Annotated in this window: 20 protein-coding genes and 2 pseudogenes; 12 read left to right on the forward strand and 10 right to left on the reverse strand. The window is 71.7% G+C overall.

The genetic code is table 11. The features are described 5' to 3' along the window. Window positions 1-17 precede the first annotated feature (17 nt). Complete coding sequence (locus AB0G17_RS11845; RefSeq protein ID WP_361379485.1) at window positions 18-3,311, forward strand: BTAD domain-containing putative transcriptional regulator; 3,294 nt, start codon at window positions 18-20, stop codon at window positions 3,309-3,311. Here the strand turns inward: AB0G17_RS11845 and AB0G17_RS11850 are convergent. The 7 genes from AB0G17_RS11850 to AB0G17_RS11880 all read right to left on the reverse strand — a co-directional run bounded on the left by AB0G17_RS11850 (window position 3,283) and on the right by AB0G17_RS11880 (window position 8,493). Further along, a complete protein-coding gene (locus tag AB0G17_RS11850) occupies window positions 3,283-3,600 on the reverse strand; it encodes an AzlD domain-containing protein (RefSeq protein ID WP_361379488.1) in 318 nt (105 codons plus the stop codon). The genes AB0G17_RS11845 and AB0G17_RS11850 overlap by 29 nt on opposite strands. Further along, window positions 3,597-4,325 carry an AzlC family ABC transporter permease gene (locus AB0G17_RS11855; RefSeq protein ID WP_361379491.1) on the reverse strand — a complete coding sequence of 243 codons (729 nt, stop codon included), beginning with the start codon at window positions 4,323-4,325 and terminating at the stop codon, window positions 3,597-3,599. Before AB0G17_RS11855 ends, AB0G17_RS11850 begins: the two co-directional genes overlap by 4 nt. After that, complete coding sequence (locus AB0G17_RS11860) at window positions 4,322-5,284, reverse strand: branched-chain amino acid transaminase (protein ID WP_361379494.1); 963 nt, start codon at window positions 5,282-5,284, stop codon at window positions 4,322-4,324. The genes AB0G17_RS11855 and AB0G17_RS11860 overlap by 4 nt, the downstream gene beginning before the upstream one ends. Next, on the reverse strand, window positions 5,281-5,754 hold the full coding sequence (locus AB0G17_RS11865) for a nuclear transport factor 2 family protein (protein WP_361379498.1): 474 nt from the start codon (window positions 5,752-5,754) through the stop codon (window positions 5,281-5,283). The genes AB0G17_RS11860 and AB0G17_RS11865 overlap by 4 nt, the downstream gene beginning before the upstream one ends. A 32-nt stretch (window positions 5,755-5,786) precedes the next feature. Continuing rightward, window positions 5,787-7,055, reverse strand: a complete 1,269-nt coding sequence (locus AB0G17_RS11870) for a DUF6421 family protein (protein ID WP_361379501.1) — start codon at window positions 7,053-7,055, stop codon at window positions 5,787-5,789. Next, window positions 7,052-7,633, reverse strand: coding sequence for a bacilysin biosynthesis protein BacA (locus AB0G17_RS11875; RefSeq protein WP_361379504.1), 582 nt, complete (start codon window positions 7,631-7,633; stop codon window positions 7,052-7,054). The genes AB0G17_RS11870 and AB0G17_RS11875 overlap by 4 nt, the downstream gene beginning before the upstream one ends. Before the next feature lie 365 nt (window positions 7,634-7,998). Further along, window positions 7,999-8,493, reverse strand: coding sequence for an FBP domain-containing protein (locus AB0G17_RS11880; RefSeq protein WP_361379507.1), 495 nt, complete (start codon window positions 8,491-8,493; stop codon window positions 7,999-8,001). An 81-nt stretch (window positions 8,494-8,574) separates the two neighbouring features. Here AB0G17_RS11880 and AB0G17_RS11885 point away from each other — a divergent pair, with 81 nt between their 5' ends. The 3 genes and pseudogenes from AB0G17_RS11885 (at window position 8,575) to AB0G17_RS11895 (ending at window position 10,670) form a co-directional block, all read left to right on the forward strand. Then, the gene (locus AB0G17_RS11885) at window positions 8,575-9,156 is read left to right on the forward strand and encodes a WHG domain-containing protein (protein WP_361379510.1); all 582 of its coding nucleotides are present in this window, start codon (window positions 8,575-8,577) and stop codon (window positions 9,154-9,156) included. 85 nt (window positions 9,157-9,241) lie between these two features. Further along, a pseudogene (locus tag AB0G17_RS11890) lies at window positions 9,242-9,690 on the forward strand (hypothetical protein). Between the two features lie 164 nt (window positions 9,691-9,854). Continuing rightward, on the forward strand, window positions 9,855-10,670 hold the full coding sequence (locus AB0G17_RS11895) for a hypothetical protein (RefSeq protein ID WP_361379513.1): 816 nt from the start codon (window positions 9,855-9,857) through the stop codon (window positions 10,668-10,670). Between the two features lie 66 nt (window positions 10,671-10,736). Here AB0G17_RS11895 and AB0G17_RS11900 read toward each other — a convergent pair whose 3' ends face one another. Continuing rightward, window positions 10,737-12,059 carry a serine hydrolase domain-containing protein gene (locus tag AB0G17_RS11900; RefSeq protein ID WP_361379516.1) on the reverse strand — a complete coding sequence of 441 codons (1,323 nt, stop codon included), beginning with the start codon at window positions 12,057-12,059 and terminating at the stop codon, window positions 10,737-10,739. 219 nt (window positions 12,060-12,278) lie between these two features. On the opposite strand from AB0G17_RS11900, the gene AB0G17_RS11905 reads away from it, so the two are divergent. From AB0G17_RS11905 to AB0G17_RS11915, 3 genes are all read left to right on the forward strand, one after another. Further along, window positions 12,279-12,683, forward strand: a complete 405-nt coding sequence (locus AB0G17_RS11905; protein WP_361379519.1) for a DUF4440 domain-containing protein — start codon at window positions 12,279-12,281, stop codon at window positions 12,681-12,683. Window positions 12,684-13,055: 372 nt separating this feature from the next. Next, window positions 13,056-14,312, forward strand: a complete 1,257-nt coding sequence (locus AB0G17_RS11910) for a hypothetical protein (RefSeq protein WP_361379522.1) — start codon at window positions 13,056-13,058, stop codon at window positions 14,310-14,312. Between the two features lie 121 nt (window positions 14,313-14,433). Further along, window positions 14,434-14,832, forward strand: a complete 399-nt coding sequence (locus tag AB0G17_RS11915) for a hypothetical protein (RefSeq protein WP_361379525.1) — start codon at window positions 14,434-14,436, stop codon at window positions 14,830-14,832. 268 nt (window positions 14,833-15,100) lie between these two features. On the opposite strand, the gene AB0G17_RS11920 is transcribed toward AB0G17_RS11915, so the two are convergent. Both AB0G17_RS11920 and AB0G17_RS11925 read right to left on the reverse strand, forming a co-directional pair. Further along, window positions 15,101-16,012 (reverse strand): aminoglycoside phosphotransferase family protein, encoded by a 912-nt coding sequence (locus AB0G17_RS11920; protein WP_361379528.1) that lies wholly within the window; start codon window positions 16,010-16,012, stop codon window positions 15,101-15,103. A gap of 105 nt (window positions 16,013-16,117) precedes the next feature. Beyond that, window positions 16,118-16,243 (reverse strand): hypothetical protein, encoded by a 126-nt coding sequence (locus tag AB0G17_RS11925; protein WP_361379531.1) that lies wholly within the window; start codon window positions 16,241-16,243, stop codon window positions 16,118-16,120. Between the two features lie 215 nt (window positions 16,244-16,458). Between AB0G17_RS11925 and AB0G17_RS11930 the strand changes: the two are divergent. The 5 genes and pseudogenes from AB0G17_RS11930 to AB0G17_RS11950 form a co-directional block, all read left to right on the forward strand. Continuing rightward, a pseudogene (locus AB0G17_RS11930) lies at window positions 16,459-16,641 on the forward strand (HAD-IA family hydrolase); the annotation flags it as partial. A 106-nt stretch (window positions 16,642-16,747) separates the two neighbouring features. Continuing rightward, window positions 16,748-17,686, forward strand: coding sequence for a GDSL-type esterase/lipase family protein (locus AB0G17_RS11935; protein ID WP_361379534.1), 939 nt, complete (start codon window positions 16,748-16,750; stop codon window positions 17,684-17,686). 195 nt (window positions 17,687-17,881) lie between these two features. After that, window positions 17,882-18,712: an ATP nucleotide 3'-pyrophosphokinase gene (locus tag AB0G17_RS11940; RefSeq protein ID WP_361379537.1), complete on the forward strand. Its 831-nt coding sequence runs from the start codon at window positions 17,882-17,884 to the stop codon at window positions 18,710-18,712. Window positions 18,713-18,795: 83 nt separating this feature from the next. Further along, window positions 18,796-19,374 carry a dienelactone hydrolase family protein gene (locus tag AB0G17_RS11945; RefSeq protein WP_361379540.1) on the forward strand — a complete coding sequence of 193 codons (579 nt, stop codon included), beginning with the start codon at window positions 18,796-18,798 and terminating at the stop codon, window positions 19,372-19,374. 212 nt (window positions 19,375-19,586) lie between these two features. After that, window positions 19,587-20,786: a phospholipase D-like domain-containing protein gene (locus AB0G17_RS11950; protein WP_361379543.1), complete on the forward strand. Its 1,200-nt coding sequence runs from the start codon at window positions 19,587-19,589 to the stop codon at window positions 20,784-20,786. Window positions 20,787-20,847: the final 61 nt, after the last annotated feature.

The raw sequence follows: 20,847 nt of genomic DNA on the forward strand, positions 1-20,847 counted from the left end.
GGAAGCAGAGGCATGGTGTGAGCCGCACCTCGGGGCCCGGGGCGGAACCGGCGCCGAAGGAGTCGGTGCGCATCCGCCTCCTGGGCCCGGTGAGTGTGGAGGTCCGGGGCCGTCACATCGGCCTCGGGCCGCAGCAGCGCGCACTCCTCGCGGTCCTCGCGCTCGCCCGGGGCCGGCCGGTCAGCACCTCCCGGCTCTCCGAACTCCTGTGGGAGGGCGACGCCCCGGAGGGCGCGATCAGCGCCCTGCGCACCCATGTCATGCATCTGCGGCGCATCCTGGAACCGGGCCGGCGCGCCACCTCGGGCTTCGAGATCCTGCTCAGCGCGGGCGCCCGCAGCAACACCAGCTACACCCTGCAGGTGGCCGACGAGCAGGTCGACGCCCTGCGCTTCGTGCACCTGACCGACCAGGCCCGCAAGGCAGCGGCCGACGACGACCCCGAGGCCGCGGTCGCCCTGCTCGACCGGGCGCTGGCCCTGTGGACCGGCCCCGCGCTCGAAGGCGTCAGCGACCGCAGCTTCGCGCTGGCCGAGGCCGACCGTCTGGAAGAGCTGCGCCTGGTGGCCCGGGAGGACCGTCTGGACGCGCTCGTCGAGCTGGGCCGCTACGACGAGTCGGTGCCCGAACTGACCACGCTGGTGTCCGAGTTCCCGCTGCGCGAGCGGCTGCGCTGCCAGCTGATGCTGGCGCTGTACCGCTCGGGCCGCCAGGCCGACGCGCTGGCCTCCTACCGCGACTACTACCAGCTCCTCGACGACGAGGTGGGCATCGAGCCGGGCCGCCCGCTCAAGGAGCTCCACCAGCGCGTCCTGGTGGGCGACCCCGGCCTGGCCGCCGCCGAGCCCGCCCCCGAGCCCGCTCCTCCGCCCGCCGCGCTCCCGGTCCCCCGCCAGCTGCCGCCCGATGTGGGCAGCTTCACCGGCCGCGCCGGCTATCTGCGCGAACTCGACGCTCTGCTCTCCCAGTACGCCACGGGCCCGGGACAGACCCTGGTGATCTCCTCGCTCTCCGGCATGGCGGGCGTCGGCAAGACCGCCCTCGCCGTGCACTGGATGCACCGGGCCGCCGACCGCTTCCCCGACGGGCAGCTGTACGCGAATCTGCGCGGCCACGCCGACGCGCCCCCGACCTCCGCCGACGACGCCCTGGGCCAGCTCCTGCGGGCCCTCGGGGTCGGCGCCGGGCACCTGCCGGAGAACACCGACGAGAAGGCCGCGCTGTACCGCTCGCTCCTGGCGGGCAAGCGGATGCTGATCCTCCTTGACGACGCGGCCGGCCTCGAACAGGTGCGCCCGCTGCTGCCCGGCTCACCGACCTGCTTCGTCGTCGTCACCAGCCGCCACGACCTGCGGGGCCTGACCGCGTTCCACGACGCCCACCGGGTGAACATCGCCGTCTTCAACGAGGAGGAGGCACTCGCCCTGCTCGCCCGCGTCATCGGCCCCGACCGGGTACGCGGCGAGCCCGAGGCCGCCGCCGAAGCCGTCCGCCTGTGCGGCGGTCTGCCGCTGGCCGTACGGATCGTCGCGGCCCACCTCATCGGCGACCAGCACCTGCCCCTCGCGGAAGTCGTCCAGACGCTGCGCGGCGAGGACCGCCTGGACGACCTCGCGCTCGACCAGGAGCAGCACACCGGCGTACGCAGCGCCCTCGCGCTGTCCTACCGCTCCCTGCCCGCACCGGAACAGCAGCTTCTGCGGCTGCTCGCCCTCACCCCCGGCGACGAGGTCTCCACCCCGGCCGCCGCCGCGCTGGCCGGGGCCCCACTGGCCGCCACGGCCCGGCTGCTGGACCAGCTGGTCTCCCGCAGCCTGCTGGAGACGCACCGGCCGGGCCGCTTCCATCTGCACGCCCTGGTACGCCTGTTCGCCCGCGAGCAGGCCCGGGCGCAGGACGACACCGCCGTACGCGAGGAGGCCCTGGACCGACTGCTCACCTGGTACCTGGCGACCGCCGAGCAGGCAGGCCATCTGCTCTACGGCACCTTCTACTCCTGGTACGCGGCCGCCCCGCCCGAGCCGGACGGCTCCCCCACCGCGCCCCTGACCTTCAGGAACCCCGCCGCCGCGCTGTCCTGGCTGGAGGACGAGCGGGCCGCCCTGCTGGCCTGCGCACAGCACGCCCTGGGGCACGGGCCGCGCGCCTTCGCGTGGAGGTCCGCCCTGGCCACCCACGGCCACCTGATGGAACACGGCCAGCGCACCGACTGGCTGCGCGCCGCGGAGACCGGTCTGCGCGCCGCCGAGGCCGAGCACGACGACCACGCGCGCGCGGTGATGCACTGGAGCCTGTGTTACGTCCTGTGGGAGCTGGCCCGGCACGAGGAGGCGCTGCGGCACAGCGCCCGCGCCGACTCCCTGTTCGCGCGGGCTGGGCTGCCCGTGGAGCGGGCCGGGGCCGTGCTCGGGCTCGCCGCCTCGCACCGCGAACTGGGCGCCCTCGACCAAGCCTGGCGCCACGCCGAGCACACCCTGGCCCTCTACCGCGAAGGAGGGGAGCCCGCCGGGGAGGCGTGGGCGCTGTTCCTGCTCGGCTCCATCCGCCTGGACCGGGGCCAACTGGACGCGGCACGACCGTACTTCACCGAGGCCCGGGAGCGCGCCGAGGCGTCGGGCGACGAACACACCGTGATGCTGGCCCTGTGGGGCCTCGGCGCCGTCCACCACGCGCTGGGCGCCCTGGAGGAGGCCCAGCGCCTGCTCACCCGGGCGCTGGCCGCACACGGCAGGCTGCTGTCCACGTACGCGGCGGAGGGGGCGCTCAACACGCTCGCGGCGGTGTGCCGCGACAACGGGGACCCCCGGCTCGCGCTCAAGTACGCGATGGACGCGCTGAGCATCACCCACCGCACGCACCGCCGCCTGGTCGAGCCGGACGCGCTGAACACCATCGGTACCGTGCTGCTGCACCTGGACGACGCGCCCGGCGCCCTGGACCACCACCGCCGCGCCCTGGAGGCGGCCCGGGCGACGGGCTGTCTGCGGGCGGACGCGGCGGCCTGCGTGGGCCTGGCGGCGGCGCAGCGGCACCTGGGCGAGAACCGTGAGGCCCTCGCGTACACCCGGCGGGCGCTGAGCACCGCCGGGCAGGCCGGGCTCAGGCTCGTCGAGGGCGAGGCGCGGACCGAACTCGCCCGGGTGCACCTGGCGCTGGGCCACCGCACCAAGGCGGCGCAGGCCGTCGAGCGGGCCCTGCGCATGCACCGGGCCGCCGGACACGAGCCCGGCCTGGCGCGGGCCCTGGAGGTGGCCGCCGCCGTGCGGGACGCGGGCGACGACCTCAGCCCAGCGCCCGTACCCCCGCCGTGATCACCGCGGCCACCAGGACGACGAGCGGCACCGGCGCCTTGAGCCGCCAGGCGACCAGGGCCCCCGCGAACCCGGCGAGCCGGGCGTCGAAGGTCATGCCGTGCGCGCCCGCCGAGCCCACGAGCTGCGTGACGACCAGGACGGCGAGCAGCGCGGGCGTGAGGTACTCCACGAACCGGGGGAACCAGGCGGGCAGTTCACGGTCGCCCATCACCAGCGAACCGGCGCCCTTGATGAGGAACGTGGTCACCACCAGGGCGCCGACGACGATCCACGGGTCGTTGCTCACCGGGCCCCCTTCGCAGAGCGGGTCATGGGCTTCACCGTCCAGACGACGGCGATCAGACAGGCGACCGCGATGGCAGCGTCGGGGAGTCCGGCCGCGGTGAGGGCCGCCGCGCACAGGGCCGCGGTGAGGGCGGCCGTCCGCTTGCGGGCGGTGCCCAGGTGGGGCGCGAGCAGCAGGAAGAACAGGACCGGCGAGACGGCGTCCAGGCCGTAGTTGAGGACGTCCACCGCCTTGAAGGGGCCGATCGCCCCCAGCAGCGTGCCCAGCAACCAGCCGAGCCAGAGCACCACGCCCGAGGAGAGCAGCCGTGTCCGGTCGAAGCGTCCGTCCGCGTCGCTCGCGATGGCCCAGGACTCCTCGATGACCAGCTGGGACTCGACCGCGCGGCGGGCCCGGCCGCCGCGCAGCGCGGGCAGGATGGCGAAGCCCATCACCAGGTAGCGCAGGTTCAGCAAGGTGCCCGCCACGGCCGCGGCCGCCCAGCCACCGCCGTTGGCGATCACGGAGACGGCGGCGAACTGCGAGGAGCCCACGAAGACCAGGCCGGACATCGAGGTCGCGCCGAGCGCCCCGAAGCCCGCGCCCTTGGCGAGGACGCCGAAGGAGATGCCGAACGCGAAGATCGCCACGGTGAACGGCACCGCCGCTCGGGCGCCCGCGGCCCAGGCCGCGCGCCGTCCGCCGGGCGGAGCCGGGCGGACGGGTTCGGATTCGGTGCCGGTCATCCGCGCTCGCTCGCTCCGGCCGGGGCGGGCCCGCTCGCCGGGGCCGGGCCGGTCCCCTCGTCGCGCACCGTGTGCGCGTATGCCCGCACCAGCGCGGTCGTGACGTCGCCGACCGGGTACTCCAGGGCGTCGACGGCGGTGACCGGCTGGACCTCATACGCCGTGCCGGTCAGGAACACCTCGTCGGCGCGGGCCAGTTCGGCCGGGTCCAGGTGGCGCTCGACGACCTTGAGGCCGAGCTCGCGGGCGAGCGCGACGACGGTACGGCGGGTGATGCCGTCCAGTACGCATTCCGGCGGCGGGGTGTGCAGGGCGCCGTCGATCACCAGGAAGAGATTGGCGCCGGTAGCCTCGGCGAGCCGGCCCCGGTGGTCGAGGAGCAGCGCGTCGTCGCGGCCCGCCGCCTCCGCCTCCTGTCCGGCGAGGGAGCCGAGGGCGTACAGGGCCGCGGTCTTGGCGCGGACCGGCGCGGTGTCGGGCGCGGGGCGCCGCCAGCGCGAGGTGCGCAGCCGGATGCCGCGCGGCCCGGAGGCGAAGATCCGCGGCCAGGGCCAGGCCGCGATCGCCACGTGGACCGAGTTGCCCGGTGCGACCAGGCGCAGGGTGTCGCTGCCGCGCCAGGCGACCGGGCGGACATAGCCCTCGGTGAGGCCCGCGACAGCCACCACCTCGCGGGTGGCGGCGTCCAGTTCGTCGGCGTTCCAGGGGAGCACGAAACCCATCTCCCGGGCCGAGGCGACCAGGCGGAGGCTGTGCTGGCGCAGCTTGAAGACCCGGCCGCCGTAGACGCGCTCGCCCTCGAAGACGCTGCCGCCGTAGTGCAGTCCGTGGCTGAGGACGTGCAGCCGGGCCTCGCGCCACGGCACGAGCTGTCCGTCGAGCCAGATGGCGCCGTCCCGGTCGTCCAGGGGCGGGTCGGCGGGCGCGCGCACACCGCTCGCGTGGTTCGCGTCGCTCATGTGGCGAACCCCCGTTCCGCGTAGGGGAAGCCCTCCAGTTCGTTGACGGGGACGGTGTCGTCGCGCCGGGACGCGTAGTAGATGCGGACCTCGTCGATCAGGCCCGAGGCGTCGAAACGGTAGACCTCCGCTCCGCGCAGCACCTTGCCCAGGCGCGGCTTGAAGGCGGTCCACTCGCAGATGGCGGTGCGGCGGTGCGGGTCGGCGTAGACGGCGTCCACCGCCCAGTGGGAGTCATTGGCGCGCACATCGGCGCCCCAGCGCTCCACGACGGGGTCGATGCCCTCGATAGGGCCGGACATGCCCGCGGCCAGGTAGTGCACGACGTGCTCGGAGAGGCACTGGGCGAACAGGTCGCGGTCGACCTTGTTGCACGCCTCGAAATACAGCCGCACCGCGGCCTCCATGGCGGCCCGGTCCAGCGCCCGGCCGTCCGCGCGGCCCTCGTCCCCCGTGGCGTCGGTGTCCATGTCGCTCGTCTCCTCAGCTCTCGATGGCTTGCTCACACCTCGGCCGGCGCGAAGTGCAGGGGTGGCAGGGATGCCAGACGGCCCCGTGCGCGCACGAGCGTCCGCTGATCGTCCGTGAACGCGTAGCGGTCGCCTTCGGCGCCCTCGCGCAGATGAGTTCGTACCAGTTCCCTGGCCGCCGCGCGGTACTCCTCGGGCGTGGTGACCGCCGCTTCCATGGCTTCGATCGTCTCCACCAGCTCGCGCAGTCCGTCGAGGACGCGGTCGTACGAGAGCGAGAGCCGGCCGCCGTGGTCGGCGAGGGCGCGGCGTTCGCGCAGCCACGAGTAGAGGAACACGCCGGTGCCGGCGTCGAAGTTGCGGACCGCGCGGGCGTCGAGCGGATAGCGGAACATCCGCTCCAGAAGGATCATCGCGATCTGTTCGTCGGCGTACGGGACGGCGTCGTCGTGGCAGGCGAGCACGGTCTTGGCGTCGACCTTCAGCTCTTCCAGGAGGCCGATGAACCAGTTCATCTTGAGTTTGATGTGCCGGTCGAGCGGCCACTGCCCCTGGTGGTGGAAGTAGTCGTGCAGATATCCCCAGAGGGAACGCGCCTGGTAACACACCTCGGGATCCATTCCGGTCGAGGCGCGCGGCAGGGAATCCGGGGTGAGTACGGCCCGCGCGGAGGGCACCGCGTACGTCTCGTGAATCCTGCGGAATTTACTGAAGAAGAAGATCGCGTAAGCCTGTTCGGCCACCTTGTCGTGGGCCGCGACATTCTCCGGGAAGAAGACGATGCAGTTGCCCTTGGCCAGCCCTTCGCTGCCCGCGAGCAGCACGGTGGCCTGGCAGTTGTTCTTGGGGTGCGGATAGCGCACGGCCAGCTCGGGCAGTGCGTCGGGCTCCTTGCGGCGGACGAGGAAGAACTCCAGTCGCCTGCCGACCGGCGGGACGCTGTTGGTGGTCTGTACGGGGGCGAGGAACGCCGCCCAGGCGCCGTCGGCCGGGGCGGTGAGCGCGTCGCGGCTACGGCCGAAGTGCGGTGGCGTGTCGAGTCCGGCGGCCAGCCAGCCCTCGATGTCGGCGGCCAGCGCGTCGGCCTGGCCCGCCCTGCCGTGCCCGGCGAACCAGCGGACCGCCTCGTCCTTGATGGTCAGGAGGCCGCGCCGGTCAGCCTCGCCCGGGTCCACGACCGCGCCGTCGTCGCGCTGGCGGGCGCGGAAGGCGTCGATGCGCGGCAGGAGTCCTTGGCCGAGCCGTTCCGCCTCGCCGAGCATGTCGTCCTGGAGGCGGTGCGTGGGGGGCCTTCCGGTCACGGAGCGGCCTCCCGCACATGGTGCACGGTGTAGACCATCGGGACCTCGCCGAAGCTGCGCAGCACGCGCAGGCCGTGGGCCTTCGCCGCGACGACGGTGGTGACGCACCCCTCGGCCTTGCCGTCGGCGCAGTCGATGGCCGCCTGCGCGTTGCTGGTCACCAACTGCCGCTCGCCGGACGGTGGTACGAGGCCGGCGGGCGCGGGGTGGGTGGCCACGGTGCGCGGCTCCGCGTGCGTGCCCGGCGCGACGGCGAGCACCATTTCGTGGGTGGGCCACACGAAGGAGTCCACCATGCGGCAAACCCATAAGTTGCCGAAGACGAGCGTGTGCAGCTCCGGGTAGACGGCGCAGGCGACAAGGGCGTGTTCACCGTTTCTGGGCACGGTCTCCATCGCGTATTCGAGGGTCGCGTGGAGGGTCACCCGCCCCTCGCCCTCAAGCCCTTGCCGCCGGAACCACTCATGGGCCGCGGCCTCCAGGTTGGTGCCGGTCGGGCCCAGGGTGTGCAGATGCCGTATCTCGCCGATGGGCGAAGGCGATAAAGAATTGACGCATACGCGCTCGCGCGTCACCATTCCCACTCCCCACGCTTTCCCCCGCGGATCTCCTGCCGCCCTCGGGGGGCAGCACGCGGGCTGTGCGTCGGTGCACGGCCCGCGTCGGTGATCCTAAGCGGGCCCGCCCCGCAGCGGCCACAGCGCCGGACTCACACCGACTGATTTCCCACACTGTGGCCACTTCCGCTCGTTCAACGTTCCGGAAATCCGGCGACAAATGCCGTCGGGGAGGGTGACAATCCTGTCTCTTTCATCCACACATCCGGTCCGCTGCCGTACGCATCGCGTCATTCCGCGTCCCGCTCGGCGGCGCACGCCGGTGCAGCACCCGCGCCCCGGACGCCGTCAGCCCCATCCGGGGCGGCCTGAAGCCGACGGCCCAGTCAGGCCGCCGTCACCTTCGCGGTGAACGCGGCGATGTTCGCCACGGTCCGCTGGATCTTCTCCTCCAGGGTGATCGTCTCGTGGAGCCGCGCGCCCGCGCCCGCGTCCCGCATGCCCCGTACGTACAGCGAACACGCGAGGTCGCTACAGATGTAGACGCCCACCGAGTTCCCCTGCTGCCCCGCCTTGCCCGCCTTCGGGGCGACCATCAGGGAGACACCGCCGTCGTGGGTGGTCAGGCATATCGAGCACATGCTGCGACGGGCCTGCCCGGAGGTGTGGCCGGGGCTCCGGAGCACCAGGGCGCTGACAGTGCCCGCCAGCTCGGTGACCAGATAGGCCCGGCCCGGGGCCTGGGGATCTCGCCAGCCGAAGTAGTCCAGGTCGCCCCAGGGATGGTCGGCCAGGTCACGCGGCACGGCCAGGCGCTTCGCCTCGCCCTTGGTGCAGTTCACGAACGCGGCACGGATCTCTGTCTCAGTCAGCTGCTTCATAAGGGTGAGGCTAGTTTGCCTAAAGGTGTTAGGCAAAAGCATAATCGGTTCAGGCGAGGGGGGGCGGATGAGAGGGAGACCATGGGGCGCGTAGGGCTGAGTACGGAACGGCTGACCCGGGCCGGTGCGGAACTGGCCGACGAGGTCGGCTTCGAGCAGGTGACCGTCTCGGCGCTGGCCCGGCAGTTCGACGTCAAGGTCGCGAGCCTGTATTCGCACGTCAAGAACTCCCAGGACCTCAAGACGCGGATCGCCCTGCTGGCCCTGGAGGAGCTCGCCGACAGGGGCGCCGCCGCGCTGGCCGGGCGCGCGGGCAAGGACGCCCTGGCCGCTCTGGCGAACGTCTACCGCGACTACGCACGCGAACACCCCGGCCGCTACGCCGCCGCCCAGCTGAGGCTCACTCCGGAAGCGGCGGCGGCCAGCGCGGGCGGCAGACACGCCGAGATGACCCGGGCCATCCTGCGCGGCTACGACCTGAGCGAGCCCGACCAGACGCACGCGGTCCGGCTGCTGGGCAGCGTCTTCCACGGCTACATCACCCTGGAGCTCGGCGGCGGCTTCAGCCACAGCGCCCCCGACACACAGGAGACCTGGACGCGGATCCTGGACGCCCTGGACGCCCTGCTGCGGAACTGGCCCGCGCCCGACCCCGCGCCGTAGCCCCGCCCCGCACCCAGACACCGCCGCCTCAGCCACGGACTCCGAACCAAGCCGCTCCGAACACCAAGAAGACCAAGTAGGGGCCATGCACACCCAGGACGACTGGATCACCACACCCGTCACCGCCGACCTCCTGCGCGGCGCCCTCGACGTGGAGCGCACCGAACACGGTGTGCTGCCGCACCGGCTCCCGGCCCGGGCCCGCGCCCAGAACACGGACGGCCAGCTGGCCATGGCCGAGTCGCAGCCCTCCGGCGTACGGCTGGTCAGGGCGATCCGGCGGAGCGCGCGAGCGGGAAGCTGACGCTGGGCGTCGTCCGGGAGGAGCTGGCCAGGATCGTGGAGCAGCGGGCGGCCGAGGACCCGCACCTGTACTACCTCGACGGCCGCGCCCTCTACGGCGAGGCCGACGCCCTCCAACTGCCGCTCCCCGACCAGCTCCACCCGGACGCGGCCACCCACCGCCACATCGGAGAACGCTTCGCCGCGCTGGCTTTCACCGCCGACGGGGCGTTCGGGGGCGGCGTGGCTTGAGCCGGAGGCTGCGATATGCGGATATCGGAGGCGGTGGACACGTGTCCCTGGCCGAGCCCTGGCGAGACCGCCGCGCAGCCCCTGACGGCTCCTCAGGGGCCACCCCGGGCCGCCTCAGGGTCGTCCCCGATGATCGACGGCAGGTCGGCCGCCAGGATCGGCGTATGAAGACGAACAAGTCGAAGCCCCGGATCCGCAGCCGTCGAACGGGGCGCGCCGCAGCGGGAGTCGGGACCGTCGCCGCCGCCGTCGCCCTCCTCGCCACGGCCGCGCAGACCCCCGCCCTCGCCCAGGGCACCGGCGAGCCCACCGACCCCGCCTCGGACGTGTTCTCGCACGTCGACTACAGAGACTGCCCGACCGACCTCCCCGCCGGCGTCGACCGGAACAAGTGGCGGTGTGAAGTGACCGTGGGCTACTCGCACTTCAAGCTCGGCGGGATCACGGTCCCGGACATGAAGCCGATCACGTTGACGCACGCCGAGGGACCGCTGCCGGACGGCACGTTCGGGCAGGTCTTCGGGACGCTGAAGGCCGAGGCGACCCCGGTGCCCGGCGGTCTGCTGGGCCGGACCGCGGACCCGGCCGGCCGCAACCCGCTCCTCGGCCTGGCCATCCAGCCCGAGTACGGCGGTTACGCCGACTTCCTGGGCACCGGCACCGACAAGGGCGCCCTGGACATGAAGTTCCGGTTCGTCTCGCCGCTGCTCGGCGAGCGGTGCGCCATCGGCACCGACGCCCACCCCGTCGCGCTCCACCTCCAGAAGGACGGCCCCAGTACCTGGCTGTCGAAGAACCCGCCGCTGGTCCGCTTCAGCGCGTACGACCGGACCCTGACCGTCCCGGCCGCCGTCGACTGCGGCCCGCTCACCCACGTGGTGAACCACCACTTCGGCCTGCCCGCCAAGACGGGCGAAAGCAGCATCGCGTACACGGCGTACTACACCTTCAAGACGTACGACGAGCTCCCGGCGGCCTGAGCACGCGTCACCTGGCGCCCGCCGCCGTCACCGGAGGCGGGCACCCGGTTCACACATGAGTCACCGTCAGATGCGGGTGTCCTCGACGGTCGGGATCCAGCGACCGCCGTTCGTGTCCGCGTTCGTGTTGCCGTTGCCGCTCCCGTTCCCGTTCCCGTTCCCGTTCCCGTTTCCGTTTCCGGTGATCGAGCGGCGCGGCGACGCGGCCGCGGGTGCCCTGCCGCAGAACGCGGGCTCCAGCGTGTTCGTCAAGCCGCTCGTGACCGCGCCGTTGTTGGAGGCGTTCGCGAAGAGGACGACCGTGCGCTTCCCGTCCCGGGTGGAGAACGTCTGCGTCTGGTAGCCCTGGACGATTCCGCCGTGGCCGAGCACCTTGCCGCAGGAGAGCGCGATCTCCCTGACCCCCAGGCCGTAACTGATCTTCGCCGTGGGGGTGGGCAGCACGCTCGTCATCTGACGCAGTGACTCGTCGGACACCAGCCCGCCCCGGTCTCCGGCGAGCAGGGCGGTCATGAAACGGTCGAGGTCGCGGGCGGAGGAGACCACGCCTCCCGCGCTCCAGACCCAGGACGCGGTCTGCTCGGTCGAGTCGAGGAGCGGCTTGCCGCGGTCGTCGTTGGTGAGATAGCCGGTGATGTGCGGACCTGCGATGGTCTTCTCGGGCACGGTGAAGGTGGTCTGACGCAGCTTCAGCGGCTCGAAGATCTGCTCGCGCAGCAGTTGGGCGTAGGGGCGGCCGGTGAGGTGTTCGGCGGCGAGGCCCATCAGCACGAAGTCGGTGTTCGAGTACGCGTAGGCCGTGCCCGGGGTGTACTGCAGACCGTGCTTCACCGACATCGCCACGAGGTCCTTGGGCTCGTAGACGTTGTCGCGGATGCGCTTCTCGAAGGCCGCGGTGGTCTCCTCGCCGCTCTGTTCGAGGAGGTCGTTGGTGTGGTCGTACACCCCGGCGCGGTGCTCCAGGACCTGGCGTGCGGTGATCGACCAGCTCTCCGGAAGCGTCCCGGCGGGCAGGTACTCGCGCAGCGGCTTGTCCAGGTCGATGCGGCCCTGCTCGGCGAGGCGCATGATCAGGACCGAGGTGAACATCTTGGAGTTGCTGCCCACGCGGAAGCGCCAGCCCGCGTTCATGGGCGTGCCGCCGAGGTCGGCCTTGCCGACGGTCAGTGTCCGGCCTCGTTCGGCGCTGCCGTGGTCGCGGATCACCGCGAACACGCCCGGTGCCCCCGCGTCCACGACGCGCTGCAGAGCGGCGCGCACCCCCGTCGCGTCCGGCTCGGCCGGGCCCGGCGCGGCGGACGCGCCCACAGCGCCCACAGCGCTCCCGGCCGTGAGTACCACGGTGGCCGCGAGCGTGGTCAGCGAACGCGCGATCGTGATTCCAGCCATATGAGAAGTACCCCTGTTCCCCTGCGACTTGGGCTGTGCCCCAGCCTTGGTAGCACTCGTACGCCCGAGATCGTATAGGCCGGGAAGGCCTCGGGCCGGATCGTGGAGGGCTTCACCGCGACCGGAGCCGGTCCTCCGGTTCTGCCGCGCGAGCCTTGCCGACACACCGGCATTGGGCGACGATCAAGCTCCAAGCGTTCACCCGTGGGAGGGACAGCCATGCCCGACGTCACATCCGAGCTCGACGAGTTGATACGTACGTTCCTCGGTGCGTTCACCAACACCGGCGGGACGCGGCCGAACGTCGACGTCATCCGGGAGGTGTTCATCCCGCAGGGGATGATCATCAGCAATGTCGGGGGCAACCCCGTGGTCTACGACCTCGACGCGTTCATCGAACCCCGGGAGAAGATGCTCACCGACGGCACGCTGACGGAGTTCTCCGAGTGGGAGGTGGCCGAGCGGACCGAGATCTTCGGTTCGGTCGCGCACCGGTTCAGCGAGTACCGCAAGTCCGGCTTCCACAAGGGCGAGTGGTTCGAGGGCACCGGCCACAAGACCACCCAGTTCGTCCGTACACCCGACGGCTGGAAGATGAGCTCGATGGCCTGGGACGACGTGTAGCAGCTCCCCTGACCAGCGGTCGAAGGCCGACCGGCTGCTCGGTGCCGGAGGGACGGTCGCCGGGGCAATGGTCCTTTGCGGTGGTCTTCACCTGCGACGCCCGCTGGGTCACCGGGTGCCGCCAGGGGGTGGGTGAGCTCACCAACCGGCGCGGGGAGCCGGACAAGACCGGCAAGGGCAGGAAGGGCGGGCCTCGCTGACGCCCGCCAGGAGATGACCGGGTGACCGGCCGGAGCGGCCCGGTCCCCGCCGGGGCGGCGCGCGCTGTCGTAGGTCGTGGGGCAGCGCGGCCGCTCTGGTGAATGTCCGGTGTGGCCTGTGCGTACGATCTCGGTCGGTGGGGCCGGATCGCGCCCCACAGAAGGGGAATCCATGGCCATTACCGACATAAACGGGATCAACCTGTCCGGGGTGACGGGCAAGCTCATCCAGACCGTCCCGTTGACGAAGAATCCCGCTCCGCAGGCGATCGCCACGGACCCGGTCAACGGGCACGTCTTCGTGCTCCAGATGGAGAGCGCCGCCAAGACGCCGCTCGGGAACATGTACCTCAACCGCATCGACCGGAACACCGGCCGGCTGACGGGCAGCATGTACCTCACGGGCTTCGGGCACGGCATCTCGATGGGCGCCGAGCCGGTCGGGACCGACACCTATCTGTGGACCGAGGTCGGCCCGGTCTCCCCCAACGACGGTGTCAGCAACGCCTTCGGTACGGCCGTCACGCGGTTCGCCTTCGTCGACGGGGCCACCCTCGACCAGGCCGACGTGCCCGCTTCCAAGAAGTTCTGCCCGCCGGGCGGACGGAGCACCGGCCCGTCGGTGGACCTCGCCAACAACACCCTGACGATCGTCTACTTCAAGGACACCGTCCGCTGCTTCACCCGCTACGACCTGGCCAAGGCGGCCCAGGGCGAGTGGGTGGAGGTGGGCAGCACCTTCGAGCTCCCGGCGGGCGCGGAATCGGGACTCACCTTCCAGGGGTACACCGCCCTCAACGGCGTCCTGTACGTCTACCAGTGGAAGAAGGACCCGGTCACCACCTACCCGGGGACCGCGTACATCACCTCGTACTCCCTGGACACCAAGACGAAGATCGACTCGCAGGTGGTCACCGGCGCCGACGGTCTCGAGCGGCGCGAGCCGGAGGGGCTGGCCGTCGAGGTCGACCCCCAGACCGGTGAGACCCGGCTGCTGTTCGGCTTCAGCGACACCGTTCCCGGCACCACCGGGCGGCGCAACGTCACCATCGGCTGGTACCCGACGCGGCCGGCGGTCGACGGTGTGAAGGTGCTCTCCGACTGGGAGCCCCTCACTCTCGCCGCCGGGGTCACGGCGGGCGCCGAGGCTCCGCGCGGGCGGCTGGTCGCCCTCGCCGACACCACGTACCTCCAGCTGCGCGGCACGCTCACCTGCAAGCTCACCGCCGACGCCCTCATCGCGACGCTGCCGCAGCGGCTCTTCCCCACCCGGCCCGTACGGCAGAACACCCCGCGCAACATGTACTACGGGGTGGGGGTGTGCCGGGTCGAGGCGAACAAGCTCGGCGAATTGTGGGCGTTCGGCGCCACCGCGGACAACGCCATCTCGTGGATCGACCTCGACTGCGTCTCGGCCGCCTGGCGATGACGGCGCCGCACCTCGGACACCCTCCCCACCTCTCGCGATCCGGAGGATCGACCATGCCCTCGCGCACCACCAGCCATGCCGCTCCCTGCTCGCCACGGCCCTCGCGGTACCCACCGCGGCCGTGGGTGTGCCGCTGCTCACCGCCTCGCCCGCCGCCGCGGCCACGACCGGAGTCCAGGTCGTCGTGGACTGGACGGCGATCGCCCTGGCCTCGGGCGTCTCCGCGGGCGCGGGCACGCCCGCCGAGGCGCGGGTGGTGAGCATCGCGGGCACCGAGTTCCTCCAGCTGCGCGGCGTGGTCACCTGCAACTTCTCCGGCGACTCGCAGCTGGGCACCCTCCCGGCGACCATACGTCCGCCGAAGACGACCCGCGGTGTGTGTCCGCGCAACAACCACCTCGGCGTCAACGCCACCCGCGTCGAGGCGGACACGGCGGGCCGCGTCATGGTCTACGGCCCGCAGGCCTCGGACCCGGTGACCTGGATCCAGCTCGACAACTTCTCGTCGGTGCTGCGCTGACGGAAGCGGGGTGGGGCAGGACGGGCCGCCCCACCCCGGCCGGAGGCCCTGCCGCGAGGCGGTTTCGCACACCTCCGACGCCGACCATGCGCACCCCATCGGCGGCGACCGAGTTGCTGCCGCCGAAGAGCCGGGGCGGTGTATGGCGACCGCCTCGCGCACCGGCGCGGGGCTGCCGCCAAAACGTCTTCTGTGCCGCGCAGTTGAACGGCGGGGCCATCGGCAGGGCGAGGCGCCCAACCGCCGGGCGGTCGTGGTGATGAGGTGCTCAGTCCTCGCTCAGCACCGCCCGGATGACGTGCCGGGCGTTGTGCGCCATCGCCGGGTTGGACTTCCGGTAGTAGGGCAGCGCGATCAGCGCCTGCGAGAGCGTCCGCCCCCGGCCCCGGATCCACATCGCCTCGTCCACGCCGAGCGCGTCGCGGAACACCGCCCGCGCATCGGCGGGCAGCAGATTCCAGGCCGGGAAGAGGTCGCAGGCCGGATCGCCCACTCCCATGCACCCGAAGTCGATGACCGAGGTCAACCTGCCACCGTCCACGAGCAGATTGCCCGGCATCAGATCGGCGTGCAGCCACACCGGCGGCCCGTCCCACACCGGGGCCCGCAGGGCGTCCTCCCACACGGCGAGCGCGGCACCGCAGTCGACGCCTTCCTGCGGGATCCGGCGCAGTTCCTCGATCGCCGCCCGGGTCGACTCGTCGAGCGAGGCGACCGGCCCGCCGCGGTGGGCCACCGGGGCCCCGGGCAGGGTGATGCTCCGCATCGCCCCCACGAACACGGCCAGCTCCTCGGCCAGCAGCGCGGGCTCGCTCAGCGCCCCCGCCTCGGGGTTCTCCCCCGCCACCCACCGGTACACCGACCACGCCCAGGGATACCCCTCGGCCGGCTCCCCGGCCCCGAGCACCTCCGGGATGGCGGTGGGCAGCAACGACGCGAGACGGGGCAGCCACTCCCGCTCCATCAGGACGTCGGCGGCTCCGCCTTGGACCAGGGGCAGCCGTACGACCATGCTGTCGCCCAGCCGGTACATGGCGTTGACCGTCCCACCGGACGGAAACCGCACCACGGGCAGCCCCGCCCATTGGGGGAACTGCCCGGCGACCAACCGCCGTACAAGTGCGTCGTCGATGGGGTGCGTGCCGGGGTGCATGGTGGGGTGCGGCTGCCCTGTGCTCATGGGCCACCATCCGACCGCTGGACGACAACGCCCGTCAAACCGTTTTCGCGGACGCCTGTTCCTTGGCACCTGTTCCTTGGCACCTGTTCCCTGACACGTGTTCCCTCACGCCGGAACGAGCGAGCGCATGCCCGTCGCCGTCGGTCGCACACCAACCCTCTCCTCAAGCCGTTCCCGCACCTGGGGCCACTCCTCGTCGAGGATCGAGTAGAAGGCCGTATCGCGGACCATGCCGTCCAGGCCTCGTGAGTGGGCTCGGTGTACGCCGTCGAGGACCGCGCCGAGGCGTTCGATCGCGGCGCGGGAGCGCAGGTTCCGCTCTCAACAGGACTGTCACAAGCCGCGGGGTCGCTTGACCCGGTCCAGGGGCCAAGGCCGAGGGTGGCGGACGGGTCACGTGAGGGAACGACGGACGAAGGGGATCCCGATGGAATCGCGCTGCGTCGTTCGAGGTGACGTGCGCCCGCCTGGAGGTGCGCCCGCAGGACTGCCTCTTCATCGACGACTTCGCGCCCAACATCGAGGCCGCCCAGGAAGCGGGCATGCACGGGCACCTCTTCGAGGACAACGCGCGCACCATCGCCTGTATAGAGGCACACCTGGCAGGCGAACCTTCGCTCTCGCCCTGAGCAGCGCCGTTGAGGGGCTGAGGGGGGCGGGAGCGTTGAGCCCGTGGTGGGGCGTGGCCGTTAGGGTGATGTTGATCAACCCATCAAGAAAGGCCCGCACCCCAAAGTGACCGCCCCACGCCCCCACGCCCTCTTCTCCTTCGGCACGCTGATGGACGAGCGGGTCCAGACCGCTCTCTTCGGCCAGGCCGTGCCGACTTCCGCGGCCTCGCTCTCCGGCTACACGACCCGGCCGCTGGCGATCACCGACGAGTCCGTGATCGCCACCAGCGGCCTGGACGTGCACCTGACGCTGGAGCGCCAATACGGCGCCGTGGTCGAGGGAGCCGTACTGCGCCTCACCGACGAGGACCTCGCGGCGGCCGACGCCTACGAAGTCGACGACTACGTTAGGCGGCGGGTCCTCCTCTCCTCCGGGGAGAGCGCCTGGGCCTACCTGGACGCGAAGCCGCTGCGCCCGGCGGCGCGCATCGTGATCGTGGGCGACAGCATCGCGTACGGGCGCTGCGACCCGCGGGGAGGATGGGCGGCCCGACTCGCGGCGACCCACATCGCCGCGAACGAGGCCGACCACCGGGTGTTCAACCTGGCCATCCCGGGCAGCACCCTGCGGCAGGTCAGCGAGCAGACGCCCGCGCTGCTGGCCCCCCGCCTGCCGGACACCCTCCTCGTCGCCGCCGGCATCAACGACTCCGCCGTGTCCCTCTCGGACCCGCGGCCCGCTCGCGACGGCCTGACGGACCTCGCGGACAGCCTCGGCTCGCTGGCCGACACCGCCCTACGCCACAACGCGCGCCTCGTCGTCGTGGGGCCTGCGTGGCTCGACGAAGACCGCACCCGCGACTACGGGGGCCTGCGCTTCACCCGGGACCGGGCGATGGCCCTGCGCGCGTCCATGCGGACCTGGTGCCAGGAGAACCACGTCGACTTCCTCGACATGTGGGAGCCGCTGTACGAGAAGACCGATCTGCTCGTCGACGGTCTGCACCCGGCCGGCGACGGGCACGAGGCGCTCTACCAGCATCTGACCACGCTCGGCTGCTGAGCCCGGCGGACGCGGCGCGCTCCGGCGCGATCACGTCGTTCTTCAGTGTGATCAGGACAGCATTCACCCGGCCGGGGCCCAGGGGACAACTCGGCGCCGCTTCCTCCTGTTGGGCCTCTCGTCAGAGACCGTCCGTCGCCCCGGGCTCCCCCGGGCGACGGACGGCTGTCGCCGAGAGAGGAACACCGGGCACCGATGAACATCAGTCGTACCGTCTCGCGGGCCGCCACCGCCGCCGCACTGGCCGCGACGCTGAGCGTGGGCGTGGTCCAGAGCGTGACCGCCGCCCCCGTGGACGATCGTGCGGGAACCGCCCGTGCGGTCAACGCCCCCGTATTCAAAGAGCCGCTGGACAAGGGCGGTTGGACGGGCGACGGGCTGTCGCTCAACGCCGCCGACAACGCCGAGGTCGACGCCTTCATCGACCGGGCCAAGCAGGCGGAGCGTTCCATCAGCCCCCAGGTGAGGACGGCCGCGCTGCTCAGCGGCGCCGAGCTCATCGGGTTCGACCACCGCCTCAAGTCGGCGGACTCACTCAAGCGCAAGGTCGCCACCTCGTTGCTGGAACACCCGGGGCAGCAGGTGAACGACGCGCTGGCCGGTATCAGCGACTCCGTGCGTTACACCCTCCAGTGGCCCGAGGGCCACTACACCGAGGGCGTCACGAGGGCTGCCTCCGTGTTGTCCGACTGGGGCAACGACACCACCAAGTGGTCCAACACCTGGGGCCGTGCCAAGGGCTACAAGGCCATCAACTCCGGATGGCGGGCTCCCCGTTCGGAGCACCTCTTCGAGGTGCAGTTCCACACCCCGGCGAGCAAGTACGCCCAGGAGGCCACGCACAAGCTGTACGAGGAGCAGCGACTGCCCGGCACGTCGCCCGAGCGGGCCCGGGAGCTCCAGGCCCAGCAGGACGCGATCTTCGCCGCGGTCCCCGTGCCGCCGGGAGCCGACCGCCTCACCGCTCCCGCGCCTCTCACACCCCGGGTGCCCCGGCCGTCCCTGCGGCCCCAGCCCGTCGGCTGACCTGGCCCACCGTGAATGTCAGTGCCTCCGGCCATACTCGCTGCCGTGGAGCCACCAGGGTTTCCGTGCACGAAAGGAGCGACATGGCCGAGGTACTGCTCTTCCATCACGCCCAGGGCCTGACCCCCGGCGTACGCGCGTTCGCGGAGTCGCTGAGGGCGGCGGGCCACACCGTCCACGTCCCGGATCTGTACGAGGGACGGGTCTTCGACGACCTGGAGGACGGTGCGGCCCACGCACAGGAGACGGGTTTCGGCTCGATCGTCGCGCGGGGGCGGGCGGCCGCCGAAGGGCTGCCCGAGGCACTGGTCTACGCGGGCTTCTCCCTGGGCGTACTGCCGGCGCAGTCCCTCGCGCAGACCCGGCCCGGCGCACGGGGCGCGCTGCTGTTCCACTCCTGCGTCCCCGTCACGGAGTTCGGTGCCGCGTGGCCGCAGGGGGTGCCCGTCCAGGTCCACGGGATGGACGGGGACGCGTACTTCGTGGACGAGGGCGACATCGACGCGGCCCGGGCCCTGGTCGCGTCGGCGCCGGACGCCGAGTTGTTCCTCTACCCCGGCAAGCAGCACCTGTTCGCCGACAGCAGCCTGCCCTCGTACACCGAGGAGGCGGGCGCGCTGCTCACGCGGCGCGCGCTCGCCTTCCTCGACGATGTCGGCTGAGAACACGGGCCGGTGAGCCGGTGGGTGCGTCAGCGGTTCGAAGGTCCGTACGGCCATGGCTGGCCCGTGTCGCGCATGACGCACGACACAAGGCGTGCGAGGCAACCGGTTCCGTCGGGCGCCGTCAAGGGACCGGGTGCGGCGGGCTATCGTGCCCCTGCTCGCCACAGGAACGATCTTTGCGAGCGACCTTCGTGACCTTTTGTCGAGGAGTGAGAGACATCAGACGCATATGTGCCGCGGCGTTGCTCGCCGGGTCCCTCCTGGCGGCGCTGCTCGTCCCGTCCCCGGCCGCCGTGGCCGACCCGGCGCCGATGCCCACGACGGGCGCGGTCTTCAATGACCCGCAGGGCACCGTGGCCGAGCAGAACGCCATCAAGGACCACATCATCGGGGCGATCGACAACACCCAGAGCGGGCGTACGCTGCGCGCCGCCATGTACGCCCTGACCGACACCGGCTACAGCGACGCGCTGACGCGTGCCCACGACCGGGGCGTGCAGGTCCGGGTCGTCCTGGACTACTCGTACTCCACCTCCACGGCCGCCACCCAGCTCGTGGCCGCCCTCGGCAAGGACATGACCCAGCCGTCCTGGGTGCACGTGTGCCCGAAGGACCGGGCCTGCATCGCGGACACGACGCTCGACCCGAGCAAGAACCACATCAACCACAACAAGTTCTTCCTCTTCTCCCGGGTGGGAGACCCCGGCGTTGCCGAGGACGTGGTGATCCAGACGTCCGCCAACCAGACCGCGGCGAACACCTCCCGCTTCTGGAACAACGCCTACACCTCGGTGGGGAACACCGACCTCTACACCGCGTACACGGCGTACTTCAACGACCTCGCCGCCGAGAAGCGCAACGCCGACTACTACCGGCAGGGCACCACGGCCGGGGGCGAGAAGTACTACTTCTTCCCGCAGCAGACCGGTGACCTCATGGTCGACGTGCTGAACAACGTGTCGTGCACGGGCAACCCGACGGTCGGCTCCGCCTCCCACAAGACGGTCGTGCGCGTCGCCGCCTACTCCTTCACGCGTGCCGAGGTGGCGAACAAGCTGAGGCAGCTGGCCGACCAGGACTGCTGGATCGAGGTCGTCTACAACGAGACGAGCCAGCTGGCGGCCCTCGGCAACCACGCGCGAATCAAGCCCTACAAGCTCCACCTCGACAACGGCACGCCGGACAGCGACGCGGACGACCTGTTCGTACACTCCAAGTACCTGCTGGTCGAAGGCAACTACGCGGGGCACCCGGACACCGAGTGGACCTTCACCGGGTCCCACAACCTCGACGTCTCCTCCCTCCGGGAGAACGACGAGGCGCTGCTGCGCGTCGAGGGCGCCGCGACCCACGACGCCTACCGGAGCAACTTCCTCGCGATGCGCGCCAAGGCCACCCTGACCGGCTGACACCGGCCGGAGGCCACGGCCTTTCGTGACATGTCGGGCTTGCGGGTGCGCCGAGCGAGGC

It is taken from the genome of Streptomyces sp. NPDC023838 (genome assembly GCF_040639555.1).
Taxonomy (GTDB): Bacteria; Actinomycetota; Actinomycetes; order Streptomycetales; family Streptomycetaceae; genus Streptomyces.